General features: G+C 73.1%; 14 protein-coding genes. 4 read left to right on the top strand and 10 right to left on the bottom strand.

The window, feature by feature from the left end:
* Nucleotides 1-1,694, top strand: a 1,694-nt coding sequence (locus ABD198_RS28905) for an alpha/beta hydrolase (RefSeq protein ID WP_344007387.1), incomplete at its 5' end; no start/stop codon positions are given.
* 78 nt (nt 1,695-1,772) lie between these two features.
* On the opposite strand, the gene hemQ is transcribed toward ABD198_RS28905, so the two are convergent.
* Complete coding sequence (gene hemQ / locus ABD198_RS28910) at nt 1,773-2,504, bottom strand: hydrogen peroxide-dependent heme synthase (protein ID WP_344007389.1); 732 nt, start codon at nt 2,502-2,504, stop codon at nt 1,773-1,775.
* 5 nt (nt 2,505-2,509) lie between these two features.
* Nucleotides 2,510-4,039 (bottom strand): protoporphyrinogen oxidase, encoded by a 1,530-nt coding sequence (gene hemG, locus ABD198_RS28915; RefSeq protein ID WP_344007391.1) that lies wholly within the window; start codon nt 4,037-4,039, stop codon nt 2,510-2,512.
* Nucleotides 4,040-4,195: 156 nt separating this feature from the next.
* On the opposite strand from hemG, the gene ABD198_RS28920 reads away from it, so the two are divergent.
* Together ABD198_RS28920 and ABD198_RS28925 are read left to right on the top strand one after the other, a co-directional pair.
* Nucleotides 4,196-5,200: a DUF4349 domain-containing protein gene (locus ABD198_RS28920; RefSeq protein ID WP_344007393.1), complete on the top strand. Its 1,005-nt coding sequence runs from the start codon at nt 4,196-4,198 to the stop codon at nt 5,198-5,200.
* Between the two features lie 55 nt (nt 5,201-5,255).
* Complete coding sequence (locus ABD198_RS28925) at nt 5,256-6,659, top strand: FAD-dependent oxidoreductase (protein ID WP_344007395.1); 1,404 nt, start codon at nt 5,256-5,258, stop codon at nt 6,657-6,659.
* Nucleotides 6,660-6,754: 95 nt separating this feature from the next.
* On the opposite strand, the gene ABD198_RS28930 is transcribed toward ABD198_RS28925, so the two are convergent.
* Nucleotides 6,755-7,063: a hypothetical protein gene (locus ABD198_RS28930; protein WP_344007397.1), complete on the bottom strand. Its 309-nt coding sequence runs from the start codon at nt 7,061-7,063 to the stop codon at nt 6,755-6,757.
* 117 nt (nt 7,064-7,180) lie between these two features.
* On the opposite strand from ABD198_RS28930, the gene ABD198_RS28935 reads away from it, so the two are divergent.
* Nucleotides 7,181-8,002: a rhomboid family intramembrane serine protease gene (locus ABD198_RS28935; RefSeq protein WP_344007399.1), complete on the top strand. Its 822-nt coding sequence runs from the start codon at nt 7,181-7,183 to the stop codon at nt 8,000-8,002.
* Nucleotides 8,003-8,060: 58 nt separating this feature from the next.
* Here ABD198_RS28935 and ABD198_RS28940 read toward each other — a convergent pair whose 3' ends face one another.
* The 7 genes from ABD198_RS28940 to ABD198_RS28970 form a co-directional block, all read right to left on the bottom strand.
* Complete coding sequence (locus tag ABD198_RS28940) at nt 8,061-9,614, bottom strand: pyridoxal phosphate-dependent decarboxylase family protein (RefSeq protein WP_344007401.1); 1,554 nt, start codon at nt 9,612-9,614, stop codon at nt 8,061-8,063.
* Nucleotides 9,611-10,567, bottom strand: a complete 957-nt coding sequence (locus tag ABD198_RS28945) for an EamA family transporter (protein WP_344007403.1) — start codon at nt 10,565-10,567, stop codon at nt 9,611-9,613. Before ABD198_RS28945 ends, ABD198_RS28940 begins: the two co-directional genes overlap by 4 nt.
* A gap of 55 nt (nt 10,568-10,622) precedes the next feature.
* Entirely contained in the window at nt 10,623-11,585 is a 963-nt protein-coding gene (locus tag ABD198_RS28950; protein ID WP_344007405.1) for a quinone oxidoreductase family protein, read from the bottom strand.
* Nucleotides 11,585-13,057, bottom strand: coding sequence for a methylaspartate mutase (locus ABD198_RS28955; RefSeq protein ID WP_344007407.1), 1,473 nt, complete (start codon nt 13,055-13,057; stop codon nt 11,585-11,587). Before ABD198_RS28955 ends, ABD198_RS28950 begins: the two co-directional genes overlap by 1 nt.
* Nucleotides 13,054-13,515, bottom strand: a complete 462-nt coding sequence (locus ABD198_RS28960; RefSeq protein ID WP_344007409.1) for a cobalamin-dependent protein — start codon at nt 13,513-13,515, stop codon at nt 13,054-13,056. Before ABD198_RS28960 ends, ABD198_RS28955 begins: the two co-directional genes overlap by 4 nt.
* 41 nt (nt 13,516-13,556) lie before the next feature.
* Entirely contained in the window at nt 13,557-14,771 is a 1,215-nt protein-coding gene (locus tag ABD198_RS28965; RefSeq protein ID WP_344007411.1) for a fatty acid desaturase, read from the bottom strand.
* Nucleotides 14,772-14,907: 136 nt separating this feature from the next.
* Nucleotides 14,908-15,204, bottom strand: a complete 297-nt coding sequence (locus ABD198_RS28970; RefSeq protein ID WP_344007413.1) for a 2Fe-2S iron-sulfur cluster-binding protein — start codon at nt 15,202-15,204, stop codon at nt 14,908-14,910.
* Between the last annotated feature and the right edge of the window lie 145 nt (nt 15,205-15,349).

Genomic DNA, 15,349 nt, shown 5'->3' on the forward strand with positions numbered 1-15,349 from the left:
CCGCCGCCGCCCCCGCGCCCGCCGGGCCCCTGCTGCTCACCGCCCTGCCCCCCGCCCCGGCCGGCGGCGCCACCGCCGCTGCCGCCCCCGGCACGGCCCCGCCCTCCGGGAAGGCCCGGGCCGCCGGGCAGGCCCCGGCCCCCGGCGCGGCCGAGGCGCGCGGCACGGCGGTCGCCGCGCGGCGGGCCGCCTCGGAAGGCATCACGTTCGGCCGCTGCCCCGACGCCGACGAGCTGCCGGGGAGCATCGAGTGCGGCACCGTGCGCGTCCCGCTGGACTACGCCCGGCCGGACGGCGAGCAGATCCGGCTGACCGTCAGCCGGGTCCCCGCCACGGGCAAGGACCCCGCCAACAGCAAGCATCTGGTCCCCCGTCAGGGCGCCCTGGTCTACAACCCGGGCGGGCCGGGCGCGAGCGGCATGCACTTCCCGCTGGTGGGCCTGCTGCCCGAGTGGAAACGCATCGCCGCGGCCTACGACCTGGTCGGCTACGCCCCGCGCGGGGTGGGCGGTTCGGCCCCGCTGTCCTGCCAGGACCCGAAGTCGTTCTTCGACGGGCCCACCCAGGCCCCCGTGCACCCGTCACCGGCGTACAAGAAGAAGCGCATCGCGGAGGCCAAGGCGTATGCGCGGGGCTGCGCCGAGCGGGCCGGCGACCGGCTGCGGCACTACACCTCGCTCAACAACGCCCGGGACCTGGACGTGCTGCGCGCGGCGCTCGGCGAGCGGCGGCTGACGTTCGTGGGCGCGTCCTACGGGACGTACTTCGGGGCGCTGTACGCCACGCTGTTCCCCGGTCATGTCCGGCGGATGGTGTTCGACTCGGCGGTCGACCCGGACCCGGCGCAGATCTGGTACCGCAACAACCTCGACCAGTCGGCGGCGTTCGAGGACCGCTGGGCCGCCTTCCGCGCGTGGACCGCCCGTCACCACGAGGTCTACGGGCTCGGCGGCACCCCGCGGAAGGTGCAGCGGGCCTACGAGAAGGTGCGCGCCCGGCTGGCGAAGGAGCCGGCCGGCGGGAAGGTGGGGCCGGGGCAGCTGCATGCGGCGATGCTGCGGGCCGGGTACTACGACGACTTCTGGCCGTATCGCGCGCACGCCCTGTCGGCGTATCTGAAGGGCGATCCGCAGCCGCTGATCGACCAGGCCGAGCAGCACCCGGAGACGGCCGCCGAGGAGGAGAACGCGCGGGCGGTGTATCTCGCCGTGGAGTGCAACGACGCGCCCTGGCCCACCGACTGGGCGGTGTGGGACCGCGACAACACCCGGCTGGCCCGCCGGGCGCCCTTCGAGACCTGGGACAACGTGTGGACCAATCTGCCCTGCGCCTACTGGCGGGCGCCGCGGCAGCGGCCGATGGAGGTGCACACGGGCGCCGGTGAGCTGCCGCCGGTGCTGATCCTGGCGGCGGAGCGGGACGCGGCCACCCCGTACGGCGGGGCGCTGGAGCTGCACCGCCGGCTCGGGGGCTCGGCGCTGGTGACCGAGCGGGACGCCGGAACCCACGGCATCGCGGGCGGGGCGAACCCCTGCGTGAACGGGCACATGGAGGCGTACCTGCTCGAGGGCCGGGTGCCGGGCCGCAGCGCCTCCTGCGCGGCGCACCCGGAACCGCGGCCGAGGGCGGCGTCCGGTCAGCCGCGGCCGGGCACCCCGGCCGGGAAGACCGTACCGGTGCGGCCCCTGCCCTGACCCCGCCGGTCCCGCACGCGACGAGCGCCGGCCGGTACGGATCCGCGGGACGGAACCGTACGGCCGGCGCCTCGTGCGTCAGGCCAGGTCGGCCACGAGTTCGGCGATGTCCTTGCGGCGGCCGGTGAAGAAGGGGATCTCCTCGCGGACGTGCATCCGGGCCTCCGAGCCGCGCAGGTGGCGCATCAGGTCCACGATGCGGTGCAGTTCGTCGGCCTCGAAGGCGAGGATCCACTCGTAGTCGCCGAGGCTGAAGGAGGCGACCGTGTTGGCGCGCACGTCGGGGAAGCCGCGGGCCATCTTGCCGTGGTCGGCGAGCATGCGGCGGCGGTCCTCGTCCGGCAGCAGGTACCAGTCGTAGGAGCGCACGAAGGGGTAGACGCTGACGTAGGCGCGGGGCGTCTCGTCGGCGAGGAACGCCGGGATGTGCGAGCGGTTGAACTCGGCCGGGCGGTGCAGCGCCATGTTGGACCAGACCGGCGTGAGGGAACGGCCCAGCTTGGTGCGACGGAAGCGGTTGTACGCCTCCTGCAGCAGGTCGGAGGTCTCCGCGTGCCACCAGATCATGAGGTCGGCGTCCGCGCGCAGGCCCGACACGTCGTAGGTGCCGCGGATCGTGATGTCCTTGGCGGCGAGCTGGTCGAACAGCTCCTGGACCTCCTCGGCGTACCCGCCGCGCTCCTCCGGCAGCACGTCCTTCAGCTTGAAGACGGACCAGAGGGTGTAGCGGATGACCTCGTTGAGGTCCTTGGCCAGCTTGCCCTTGTTCGGGATCCGGTCGGGGGCGGGGGTGGTGGCGTCGTCACTCATGTCCCTTATTCTCCTGCTCCTCCGTGAAGGCTCTGCACCGGGTGGGCGGTGAGCTCCCGCACCGCGTCCAGGTCGCCCTGGATCTGGTCGGCGGCGGCATACGCGCTCGCGATGCAGGCGGGGATGCCGACGCCGTCGTAGGCCGCGCCGCACACCGCCAGGCCGGGGAGCTTCGCGACGTGGTCGCGGATGCGGGCCACGCGGGCGTGATGGCCGACCGGGTACTGGGGAAGTCCGTCCTGCCAGCGGGTGACGCGGGCGGCGACGGGGGCGGCGTCGAGGCCGGTGGCCGCCGCGAGGTCGCGCCGGGAGACGGCGACCAGTTCGGTGTCGTCCCGGCCGAGGATCTCCGTCTCGCCGTGCCGGCCCACCGAGGTGCGCACCACCACCAGGCCCGGATTCTCCTCGGCGATCCAGCCCCACTTGCCGGAGGCGAAGGTGGCCGCTTTGATGGTGCGGCCGTCGACCGGCGGCACCAGGAAGCCGCTGCCCTCGGGGAGCGCGGTCTCCGCGCGGCGGTAGGCCAGGGTGATCAGCGCCATGGAGGCGTACTCGACGGTGGCCAGCTCGGCGGCGGCGCCGGGCGCCTCCGCGCGCAGCAGGCGGGCGGCCGCCGGGGCGGGCAGGGCGACGACGACCGCGTCGGCGTGCAGCTCGCGCCCGCCGGCGACGATCCGCCAGCCGCCGGACCGCCGGGTGTCCCCGGTGGCGCCGGGCGCCCCGGTCCCGTGGCCCGGCTGCGGTGTCCTGCGCAGCTCCGTCACCGGCGTCCCGGTCAGGATCCGCCCGCCGCGGGCCCGCACGGACTCGGCCACCGCGAGCGGCAGCGAGCCGATGCCGCCGCGGATGCCCATGAACACCGGGCCGGCGGCGGGCGCCTGCGCCGCCCTCTCCTGGATCCGGCGGACCGCCTCGGTCAGGGAGGTGTGGGTGCGGGCGGCCTCGAACAGCTGCGGCACGGCCGAGCGCATCGAGATGCGGTACGCGTCGCCCGCGTACACCCCGCCCAGCAGGGGCTCCACCAACCGGTCGACCACTTCCCGGCCGACCCGCGCGGCCACGTACTCGCCCACCGCCACGTCGTCGCCGACCTCGGTGCGCGGCAGCTCGGCGTCCCGCTCGATCCGGGCGAGCCCCTCCTCGGAGAGCACACCGGCGAGGGCGGAGGCGGAGCCGGGGACGCCCATGACATGGCCCTTGGGCATGGGGCGCAGGGCGCCGCGGGTCCACAGCGAGGCCGTGGCGGTCGCCGGGGGCTGGAGATTCCCGGCGAGCCCCACCTCACGGGCGAGGGTGACCGCCTCGGGGCGGCGGGCCAGCAGCGACTCGGCGCCGAGGTCGACGCGCGCTCCGGCGATCTCGCCGGGCAGCAGCTTGCCGCCCACCCGGTCCGCGGCCTCCAGCACCGTCACCCGTGCCCCGCGCTGCAGCAGCCGGTGCGCGGCCGCCAGTCCCGCGATCCCGGCTCCGAGGACGACGACATGCTGCTGCCCCGCGCCGGCGGACGCGCCGGCGCCGGTGGGTGATCCGTTCATGGCTCCACCTTCTCAGACGCCTGGGTCCCGGCCGCCAGGGCCATGTGGCCCTGCCGAGTCCCTACCGTGACCGCATCGGGACCGCCCGGCGCGAACGTCCGACGACACGGCGGCGTCGTAGGAACGTCAGTGATCACCGACCCAGGGGACGAGCCCATGCGCACACGACGATCCGTACGACCGGCCCACGCCCTGGCCGGTGTCCTGCTGGCCGCGGCACTCGCGCTGACCGGCTGCAGCGGTGCCAACGACGACAGCGGCGGCAAGTCCGCCGCGCAGGACGACCGGGGCGCGGCGGCGCCGGAGGGCGCCGGGCAGGGCGCCTCCGGCGCGGACGGGGCGCGGGCGACCGCACCCCCGGCGGCGCCCCCGAAGCAGATCGCCGGCCACGTCATCCGCACCGCCGAGCTCACCGTGCAGGTCAAGGACACCCGCGAGGCCCTGGCCGAGGCCCGCACCGCCACCGAGAACGCGGGCGGCTACGTCGGCGACGAGACCACCAGCCGCGACTCGCGGGGCCACGGCCGCACACGGGTGGTGCTGCGGGCGCCCGCCGAGAAGTACGAGGAGGTCCTGGCCGACCTGGAGGGCACGGGCAGGCTCGTGCGGCGCGAGGCGAAGGCCGAGGACGTCACCGACCAGGTGGTCGACGTGGAGAGCCGCATCAAGTCGCAGCGCGCCAGCGTCGCCCGCATCCGCGAGCTGATGGACCGGGCCACCAAGCTCAGCGACGTCGTCACCCTGGAGGGTGAACTGAGCTCCCGGCAGGCCGATCTGGAGGCCCTGCTCGCCCGGCAGAAGTCCCTGAAGGACCGCACCAGCCTGGCCACCATCACCCTCACCCTGTCCGAGAAGCCGGTGAAGAAGGCGGAGGGGGAGGACGAGGATCCCGGCTTCCTGGACGCGCTCGCGGGCGGCTGGGACGCGTTCGTGACCATGCTGCGCTGGATCGTGGTGGCCGTCGGCGCGGTGCTGCCGTTCGCCGCGCTGCTCGTCCTGCTGATCCTGCTGTGGCGCAAGGTCGTACGCCCCCGCCTGCCGCAGCCCGCGCCCGCGGCGGCCGTCCCCGGCCCGCGCCCCGCCGGCCCTGCCTCCCCGCCCGCACCCGCCGAGGGCACCCAGAGCGTCCAGAGCACGAAGACGGAGAAGGACGGCGACTGAACGAAGCACGGCGACGGAACGGGTCCGGCATGCCCCGCCCCCGTAGCGTGTTCGCATGAGCGTGAGCGAGAGCGAGCCGAGCGGTGCGAGGGAACGCCTGGTGGTGATCGGCGGGGACGCCGCGGGGATGTCCGCGGCGTCCCAGGCCCGCCGCCTCAGGGGGCCGGACGAGCTGGAGATCGTGGCCTTCGAACGCGGCCACTTCACCTCCTACTCGGCCTGCGGCATCCCGTACTGGGTGAGCGGGGCCGTGCCCGAGCGGGACGCGCTGATCGCCCGCACACCCGAGGAGCACCGCGCCCGGGGCATCGGTCTGCGGCTGCGCACCGAGGTCACCGAGATCGACGTGGCCCGGCAGCGGGTCCGCGCGCGGGACGCCGACTCCGGAGCCGAGTCCTGGACGTCGTACGACAAGCTCGTGATCGCGACCGGCGCCCGGCCCCTGCGGCCCGACCTGCCCGGCGTGGACGCGCCGGGCGTGCACGGGGTGCAGACCCTGGACGACGGGCAGGCCCTGCTGGACACGCTGTCGCGCACCCGGGGCCGCCGCGCGGTGGTGGTCGGCGCCGGGTACATCGGTGTGGAGATGGCCGAGGCGATGCTGCAGCGCGGCTACGAGGTGACGGTCGTCAACCGCGGCGAGGAGCCCATGGCCACCCTCGACCCCGACATGGGGCGCCTGGTGCGCGAGGCGATGGAGGGCATGGGCGTCACCATGGTGAACGGCGCGGAGGTCACCAAGGTGCTCACCGGGGACGACGGCCGGGTGCGCGCGGTCGGCACCGAGGACGCCGAGTTCCCGGCGGACGTGGTCGTCCTGGGCATCGGCGTACGCCCCGAGACCACCCTGGCCCGCGCGGCGGGGCTCCCCCTCGGCGCCCACGGCGGGCTGCTCACCGACCGGTCGATGCGGGTCCGCGGGCACGAGAACATCTGGGCGGGCGGCGACTGCGTCGAGGTGCTGGACCTGGTGCTGGGCCAGGAGCGGTACATCCCGCTCGGCACCCATGCCAACAAGCACGGCCAGATCATCGGCGCCAATCTGGCCGGCGGCTACGCCACCTTCCCCGGCGTGGTCGGCACCGCGGTCAGCAAGGTCTGCGACCTGGAGATCGCGCGCACCGGCCTGCGCGAGAAGGACGCGCACCGGGCGGGCCTGCAGTACGTCACCGCCACCATCGAGTCGACCAGCCGGGCGGGCTACTACCCGAACGCCTTCCCCATGACGGTGAAGATGCTGGCCGAGCGCCGCACCGGACGGCTGCTGGGCGTCCAGATCGTCGGCCGGGAGGGCGCGGGGAAGCGGGTGGACATCGCGGCGGTCGCCCTCACCGCGGGCCTGACGGTGGACCGGATGACCACCCTGGACCTCGGCTACGCCCCGCCGTTCTCCCCGGTCTGGGACCCGGTGCTGGTGGCCGCCCGCAAGGCGTCACAGGCGGTCGAGCAGCAGCGCTGAGGCGTGCCCGCAGCATCACTGAGGCGTGCCCGCACCCCGCCCGGGCCCGCGGAGGGAGGCCTCAGCTCGCCCCGTCGACCCGGTGCCCGCGGGCCTCAGCTCGCCCCGTTGACCCGGTCGATGGCCTGCCGGGCCCCGGGCAGCGAGGAGACCGACCCGCTGGACGGTACCGCCGCGGGCGGCTGCTCCCCGGCCGGCTTGGCGTGCGCGGCGGTGGTGCGGATCGAGCGCAGCCGGTTACTCACCGCCTCGTCCAGGGTCACCGCCCGCTGGGTCTGGGCGGCCAGCCGCCCCGCCTCCTGGCCCAGCCGGGCCACGTCCTCCCACGGCAGCCGCACCACGAGCCTGAGCTCGGCCTCCCCATCCGGCGTCGCCTGCACCGCAGGGGTCACTCGCTCGTCCATCGCCTGTTCCTCACGTCGGCCCCGCGGCCCCTTCCCCGCGCCGCGGGCGGTTGACGTGAGATACGCACGGCCGGCCGTTGGTGTTCACCGGGGCCCGCACCGGGCACAAGTCACTTCGTGGTCATCCCCGTCCATGATGTGAACCCCGCGCGCCGCACCCCTTGGGTGACGTACGCGCTCATCGCCGCGAACTTCATCGTCTTCGTGATCCTCACGCCGGGCGTCGCCGGCTCCCTCACCGGGGAGAGCGGCCTGGCCCAGCTCTGCGACCTCCAGGCGTTCCTGGAGCGCTACGCCGTGGTGCCCCAGGAGCTGATCCACCACCGGAGGCCGCGCCTGGTGCCGACGGGCGACGTGGGCGTCGGCCCGCAGGGACCTGGCTGTGTGGTCGCCCCGCCGGGCTACGAGAAGACGCCCGAGCTGAGCGTGCTCACCGCGATGTTCCTGCACGGCGGCTGGCTGCACCTGCTGGGCAACATGCTCTTCCTGTGGATCTTCGGCGACAACGTCGAGGACCGCATGGGGCACACCCGCTACCTGCTCTTCTACCTGGTGTGCGGCTACGCGGCCACCTACGCCTTCGCCCTGGTGTACGCGGATTCCGGCGAGCCGCTGATCGGCGCCTCCGGGGCGGTCGCCGGGGTCCTCGGCGCCTACCTGGTCCTCTATCCGAAGGCCAGGGTGTGGGTACTGGTGCCCTTCCTGATCTTCCTGCCGCTGCGGCTGCCCGCCTGGCTGGTGCTGGGCTCCTGGTTCGTCCTCCAGGCGGTGTACTCCTCCGGCGCCGGCGTCTCGGCGGCCGGCACCGTGGCCTACCTGGCCCATGTCGCCGGCTTCGTCACCGGCATGCTGATCGCCTGGCCCCTCCGCCCGGGAACGTCCCCACCCCATCCCCCGGACCACCCGCTCTACGGCCGGCAGGCCCGGTGGACCTGGTAGGGGCCGGTTTCCGGGCCCGATGCGGCCGCCCGGCTGAACGCAGCCGGGCGGCGGCCCGCTATGACGCCATGAGCCGGTCGTCGGCCGGAGGCCGGTCGTGGTCCGTGCCCGGTTCCCGGTCGGCGGCGGCCAGTTCCCGGGCGACGGCGGCGACGTCCGCCAGCAGCTCGTCCACGTCCGCCTCGGTGGTGCCGGGGTTGAGGAAGACGAGCTTGAGGTGGACCCGGGGCTCGCCGTCCGTGCCTGTCACCTTGGTGCGGGCCAGGAGCGCGCGGCCCCGCGTAAGGAGGGTGCGCCGGACGGCGGCGTTCCAGGCGTTCGGGTCGGGGACGCCCTCGGCGGGAGGACTGCAACGGAAGATCACCGTGCTGAGCACCGGTTCGGCCAGCAGCTCCAGATCCGGCCGGGCCGCGATCCGGGCCGCCGCATGGCGGGCCAGGGCGTGGCAGCGGTCCACCCAGGCGCCCATGCCCTCGCGTCCCAGTGTCAGCAGGGACGCGGCCATCTTGAACGCGTCCGACCTGCGCGTGGTCTGCATCGAGGTGCTGAGCAGCGAGGTGAGACCGGCGGCCTCGTCGTCCGACGGATTGAGGTACACGGCCTGCTGGTCCAGGCAGCGCAGATGCTGTGCGTCGCGTACCAGCAGCACACTCGAGGAGGCAGGTGACCAGCCGAACTTGTGCAGGTCGAAGGCGAGGGAGTCGGCCCGGTCCAGGCCGTCGAGCAGCGGGGCGAGCGACGGGGAGAACAACGCACCGATGCCGTACGCGGCGTCCACGTGCAGCCAGATGCCTCGCTCGGCGGCCAGGTCGGCCAGCTCGGGCAGAGGATCGAAGGAGCCGTGATCCGTCGTGCCCGCAGTCGCCACGATGGCCAGCGGCACCTCGTCCGAGGTGAGGCCGTCGAGTATGCGACGGGCCTCGGCCACGCGCATCCGGCCACGCTCGTCCACCGGAACGGTCACCACGGCGTCCCGGCCGAGTCCGAGGAAACCGGCCGCGCGGGCGATGGAGAAGTGGGCCGCCGCCGAGCAGAGAATCCTCGGCACGACGGGCAGCCCCGTGAGACCGGATCGGGTCACGTCGCCGTGCCGCCTCAGTGCGTGCTCCCTGGCCGCCAGCAGGCCCATCAGGTTGGAGATGCTGCCGCCCGGGGTGAGCGTGCCCGACGCCCTGGCGCCGAAGCCGGCCCAGGACGCCATCTCGGCGATCAGCCGCCGTTCCAGTTCCAGTGCGAAGGGCCCGCTCTCCCAGGCGTGCAGCGACTGGTTGAGCGCGGCGGCAAGGAGTTCCGCGGCAACCGCGGCGGCGGTGGGCGCGCACTGCATACGGGAGACGGCGGCAGGATGCGTGAGATCCACCGCGCCGGCGGCGTAGGCCTCGAACAGCTCGGTCAGCCGCTCGGGCTCGGGCCGCTCGGTCAGGAAGCCTCCCCCGTCGAGGACCCGTCCGAGAGCGGAGGCCGCCGCGCCGGGGCCGCCGGCCGCGACAGGTCCAGTGCGTTTGGTGGAGGCGTCCCGTAACGCGCCGAGCGCCAGGTCCACCAGCGTCCTCAGCTCCTCGGCGTCTTCCTGCCGGCCGGCCAGAGCCGTGTTCCTGCCCGTGTGAATCACTGTCGTAGTCCTTCTTCTCGCGGGTCCGGTAGGTCTCGTGAACGCGCCTCCTGCTCGACGGGGGCCCGCCGGGTGCCGCGGATGACCCCGATGGACGCGACGACGACGGCAGCAAGGCCGAGCGTCTGCAGGAGCGAGATGGTCTCGTGCAGGACGAGCAGGGCCACCAGCGCGCCGATCGCCGGTTCCAGGCTGAGCAGCACCCCGAAGACCAGCGCGGAAACCCGGCGCAGCGTCTCCATCTCGCAGGTGTACGGCACCAGGGACGACAGCATCGCGACGCCGAACCCGAGGGCGAGCACCGTCGGATCGGCCAGCGCGGAACCGCCCTCGATCAGCCCGGCCGGCAGCGCGCAGAGCGTGCCGAAGGCCATGGCGAGCGCGAGTCCTCCCCCGCCGGGCAGCAGGGCACCGACCCGCGCCGACAGGGGCACGTAGGCGCCCCAGAAGACCGCGCAGACCAGCGCGATCAGCAGTCCGGAGAGCCCGGCGGCGCCGCCCTGCCAGCCGAGGAGTGCGATGCCGCACCCGGCGAGCACGGCCCACAGCCGGTCCCGGGCCCGTCGTGAGGCCAGCGCCGCCACGGTGAGGGGGCCCGCCATTCCGACGGTCAAGGCGACCCCGACCGGCATGCGGGCCATGGCCAGGTAGAAGCACAGGTTCATGCCGGCGATCGCGATGCCCAGAACGGCGACCGCTCTGGTCGCACGACGGTCCAGGCGCAACGACGGGCGCCAGAACAGGAGCAGTGCGAGCGCGGCGAAGCCGAGGCGCAGCACGGTCATCGCGGCGGGGCCCGCGGTGCCGAACAGCTGCTTGGCGAAGGCGGCACCGAGCTGGGTGCTCACCATGCCGATCAGCATCAGTGCCGGCGCGGGCACCGCGCCGATGCCCCGGCGTAAACCGCTGCCCGACGGGGCGCGGACCTCCCGGGTCCGTATGTCGACGCTCATGACGTCGTCCTTCCTCGATCGTGTGTCCGGCGCGTGGCGGGGCCGGGTCCGCGTGTCACGGGATGAGGAGGACCTTGCCGGTGGTGGCCCGGCTCTCCAGCAGGGTGTGCGCCCGGGCGGCCTCGGTCAGCGGCAGCCGTTCGCCCACCGCGGGCCGCACGGTGCCGTCGGCGACTCGCGCGAACACCTCGGCCGCTGCGGCCCTCAGCGAGGCCCTGTCCGGGACGTGGTCGGCGAGCGTGGGCCGGGTCAGGTACAGGGAGCCGGCCGTGCGCAGCAGTTCCACGTCGACGGGCGGCACCGGACCGCTGGACAGCCCGCACACGGCGAGCATGCCCCTGCGGCGAAGTGCCCGGACGCTCTCCTCGAAGGTGGCCGCGCCCACCGAGTCGTAGACCACATGGGCCCCTTGGCCGTCGGTGAGTTCGCGTACGGCCGCCGCGAAGTCCTCGTAGGGCAGCGCCTGGTCGGCACCCGCGGCGAGAGCGGCGGCCCGCTTCTCCTTCGTGGAGGCGAGCGCCACGACCCGTGCACCGCGGTGTGCGGCCAGCCGGACCAGCAGCTGTCCCAGTCCGCCGGCGGCGGCGGTCACCACGACGGTCTCGCCGGGAGCCACTGGGTGGGTGGTGCTGGTCAGGTAGTGCGCGGCGAGTCCCTGGAGCAGCACGGCTGCCGCGTCGGTCAGTGCGATCTCGCCGGGCACGGGCACCAGCTTGTGCCCGGGGACTGCCGTGTACTCGGCATAGGCCCCGAGCTGGGTCGCGTAGGCGACCCGGTCACCCGGAGCGAGGCCGGTGACTCCCTCACCGACCGCGGTGACGGTTCCCGCGGCCTCCTGACCGGGAACGAACGGGTAGTCCGCGGGGTAGGTGCCGTCGCGGAAATACACGTCGATGAAGTTGAGGCCGACGGCCTCGTTGCGGACCACGACGTGACCGGGTGCGGGCTCCGGCCGGGGGAGGTCGGTGACGGTGAGCGTTTCGGGTCCGCCCGGGCGGAATACCTGCAAGGCGCGCATCAGTTCCTCGATTCTCGGGGTGCGGTGGGGGTAGGGGCCGATGTGATCCGGGACCGTACAGGTCCCGGGGCAGCGTAGGGGTCGCCTTCGCCGAAGAGCTCGCGGAAGTAGTTGATGTCGCCGGTGAGGCCGGCCATCAAGGTCTCCAGGCCGGGCTCGCCGGGGCCGTCGACGGCGTGCAGCAGCTCCTGGTTGCGGCGGAGCCGGTCCTTGGCGAACGGCAGCGCTCCGGTCGTGCTGTACCGGATGGCGCCGGTGGCGTCGCGCCGCGGGATGACGTCGGACCGGGCGTATCGGCTGGCGCTGAAGGGGATGTCCAGGCGGCCGTCGGCGAACGCCTCGACGATCGCCCCGATCAGGTCGGGTTGTTCCAGCAGCGGCTCGACCAGGTCGGCGACCTCGTCGAGAATCCAGCGCTGTTCCTCGGCCACCTGAGCGCCGTCGACCGAGACGAAGTCCAGCAGGGGTGAGTTGGCCCGGTCCGCGAGCCGCAGCCCGGCGACATTGGCCGCGGTGTCGGGGATCCCGTACGCCTCCTGGTAGGTCTTGGTGATCAGCTTGGAGGCTCCGCCGAGCCGGGCCGCCAGTGCCCCGTAGAGGATGAGGTCCTCGGCGTTGCCGCGCTCGCGGGGGAAGACCCCCATGAATTCGTGCAGGACCGCGTGGACCTGGACATCGGCGGGGAGGTAGCGCTCGGCGAGAACCGGGATGCTGCGCAGGGCGGCCACGTCCTGGACGAGGTGTCCCCCCTGCGGATAGGCCACGGAGATGCAGCGCACACCCGCCCGTGCGGCGAGCACCGCCTCCAGCACACTGACGGCGAGGCTGATGGACGGCGGGACGAGCACCGCGGTCAGCGTCCCGAACAGCTCCCGGTCGACGGTCACTCCGTGCTCGGCGAGCTCGCCGCAGGCACGGTCGACGTCCTGCCATGCCGTGAGCGACTCGGCGAGCGGGACAGCCTTGGAGTAGGGCAGGTTGTAGGAGATGCCACCCCCCTCGAACGACGTGATGCCGGAGGCGACGGAGACGTCGAAGAGCAGGCGGGCGTCCGGAGAGCCGTGCCGGATCTCCAGTGGCGCGTCCACCAGTTCGTTCAGCGCCCGTCCCCGCTGCCACCCGTGGGCGACGAGGGGATAGCCGTTCAGGTCCGCCGGCCTCAGGTGCAGGGTCCTTCGGGCCTCGCCGAAGCGCTTGAGGCGGGTGTGGGAATCGATGGTCAGCGTCAGGATGTCGGGGCCCGCCTCGGCCTCCAGGGTGGTCAGCAGCCGCTTCATCTCCTCGTGGCCGCCCACGCCGCAGCGCGGCTGAAGGGCGACCCGGCCCCGGTCCTTGCAGTCCTGCAGGACCTCGGCGGCGGTCGGCTTGCCGAGGGCGGCGATGTACCTGGCCGACTGGGCCGGGGTCGGCAGCGAGCCGGCGCATACGAGCGGGCCGTCCGTACGGCCGGTGGGCAGGGACGTGATGCTCATGACGCCGCCAGGCCGGTGAGCGGGGCCTCGTGCCGGGCGGTCCGCAACTCGTCCAGCAGCTCCGGCAGTTCACTGGCGTCGGACAAGATGTGGTCCACTCCTGCGGCGAACAGGCGCTCGTGTGCCGAGGCGTCCTTGTGGCTGCCCACCGAGAGGTTGCCGCCGACGATCACGGGGCAGGTGATCCGGCCTTCCCGCTTGACCCGGTCCAGACCGCGCAGGTCCTCGTGGACATGGCCGTTGAGGCTGCCGATGACGACTGCCTCGGCGGAGGGGTACCGCTCGCAGGCTTCGGCGAACTCCTCGACGGTCGTGCAGGTGCCGAGGTTGACGACGTGGTATCCGAGGGCGCGCAGGGAGTGGGCGATGAGATGGTTGGCGACCGCGTGACTGTCGCTGGCCGCCACGCCGAGGACTATGGTGCGGGGTGCGGAGTGCTGGTCGGGCAGAGTACGCATCGAGCCTCCTGGTTCGGGGCGTTGGAGTGACGGTGGTTCGCTCAGTCGTCGAAGGCGGCGAAAAGCTCCCGCTTGCTCACCGACCTGAGCCGGCTGATGTCGAACTCCTCGGGGTCGGCGGCGGCCAGCGAGTCGAAGACGTGGCTGATCGCAGGGACCAGACCCCAGACTTCGTGGTAGGGCGGCTGCCCCGGCGCCAGGTGCTCAGCGTCCTTCTGGCGGGCGAAGATGTAGTTGGCCCAGTCCCCGGCCCGCGGGTGACGGTGGTGGAAGTCGTGGACGACCGTGTCGCCGGTCAGGACGAGGTAGCGCGAGGGGGCGTGGACGAACAGCAGTCGCAGGGTCCAGCGCGCCCACCCCAGCATGCGGCGCCAGGCCGGCAGCTGCGGCGCGGGGGCCGGGTCACCGAGGAAGATGGCGTTGGTCAGCGAGGCGAAGTACGCCCGGCTGCGGCGGTCTTCGACGCCGGGTGCGGGGAAGGTGTGCTTGACGCACAGCCGCAGGGTGTTGCTGATCTGGAACAGCGGGACGAGGGGCACAAACCATATGACAAGCAGTGCTTGCCAGGTACCTGTCAGGCCGGTGACCAGGGCGAGCGAGCCGTAGAGCGTAAGAGCCACAGCCTTCTCGGTGCGCGCCGCCTGGCTCCGGAAGGAGCGCGCGCGAGAGACGGCGAAGACGAGATGGAAGCGCGGGGAGACGAGTTTCCCGAGAACCCTGCGCCACATGGCCCGGCGGCTCATCCCCGGATGCAGATCCAGGCCGACCAGGAAGGCCTGGACCGTGGGGTCCTTCAGCGTCATGTGGTCGAGTGCGTGGTGGTCGCTGACGTGTTCACGGCTGTACCGCTGGAAGTTCTGGATGATCAGGAGTGCCGAGACGGCATGGCCAACGGCCCGGTCGAGGGCGCGTCGCCGGTACATGTTCCGGTGGGAGCACTGGTGATAGATCATCATCCGCAGGTTGCGCATCCCGTGCAGCGTCACCGCCCAGCCGGCGACGAGCAGCAGCAGGAAGGGCCCGCCCAGGGCGTACGCCAGGACGCTGAGGAGGACACCGGCCACCAAGGATGTCGTGGCCGTCACCAGGTGGAAGGTGGGCGTCCATCCCGGGGACGGCTGACCGGATAACGCCTTCCCGGTGAGGATCGTCAGTGGGAACTGAAAGCAGCGGGGCAGCACGGCCATGGTGGCGCGCGGGTCGGAGGCCACCGCGGCTGAAGGCGCGGGGGCGGTGTGCCGGTTGAGCAGTGCCATGAGTCCTCCGTAAGTTGTTGGGCGGGAAGGTTCGGAAGGCGTGACCGTCCGGTCGGCCACGCCGGGGATCACTGTGTGCCGGAGCACCGGACTCCTCGCGAAAGGCAGGGGACACGGTGCCCGGTCCGGCCCGCAGTCATTGCTGCGCCACCCGGACGGTTGCGGCGCCGGCGAGGCGGCACTGACAGGCCAGCCGGTGGCTGCCGTCGTCCCGGCCGAGGTCCTCGAGGAAGTCGCGCTCGTCGGGGTCGGGCTCCCCCAGCGACGCGGCGCCGTCGAGAACTTCGATGACACACGCCCCGCAGGCACCGGAACGGCAGCCGAACGGGATGAGCTGTTCCGGCCTCTCGTTCTCGATGTCCGTGAGACAGGAGCCCTCGGGCAGCAGAATCTCTATGCGGCCGGGCATGAGGGTGAGCTTGTTGTGCGGCATGCTGTGGGCCCCCTTGAGGCATGTCGGGCGTTGAGGTGCGGGAGGCGAGCTGACGACCGGCGTCCGGTCCTAGTGACCTGAGTCGGAGATTCGTCGTTGGTTCGGTATGAGTCGTCCGGGTCCGAAGATTCCGCCGTTGTCGGTG

The sequence above is a fragment of the Streptomyces thermocarboxydovorans genome, from assembly GCF_039524635.1.
Lineage (GTDB): Bacteria > Actinomycetota > Actinomycetes > Streptomycetales > Streptomycetaceae > Streptomyces > Streptomyces thermocarboxydovorans.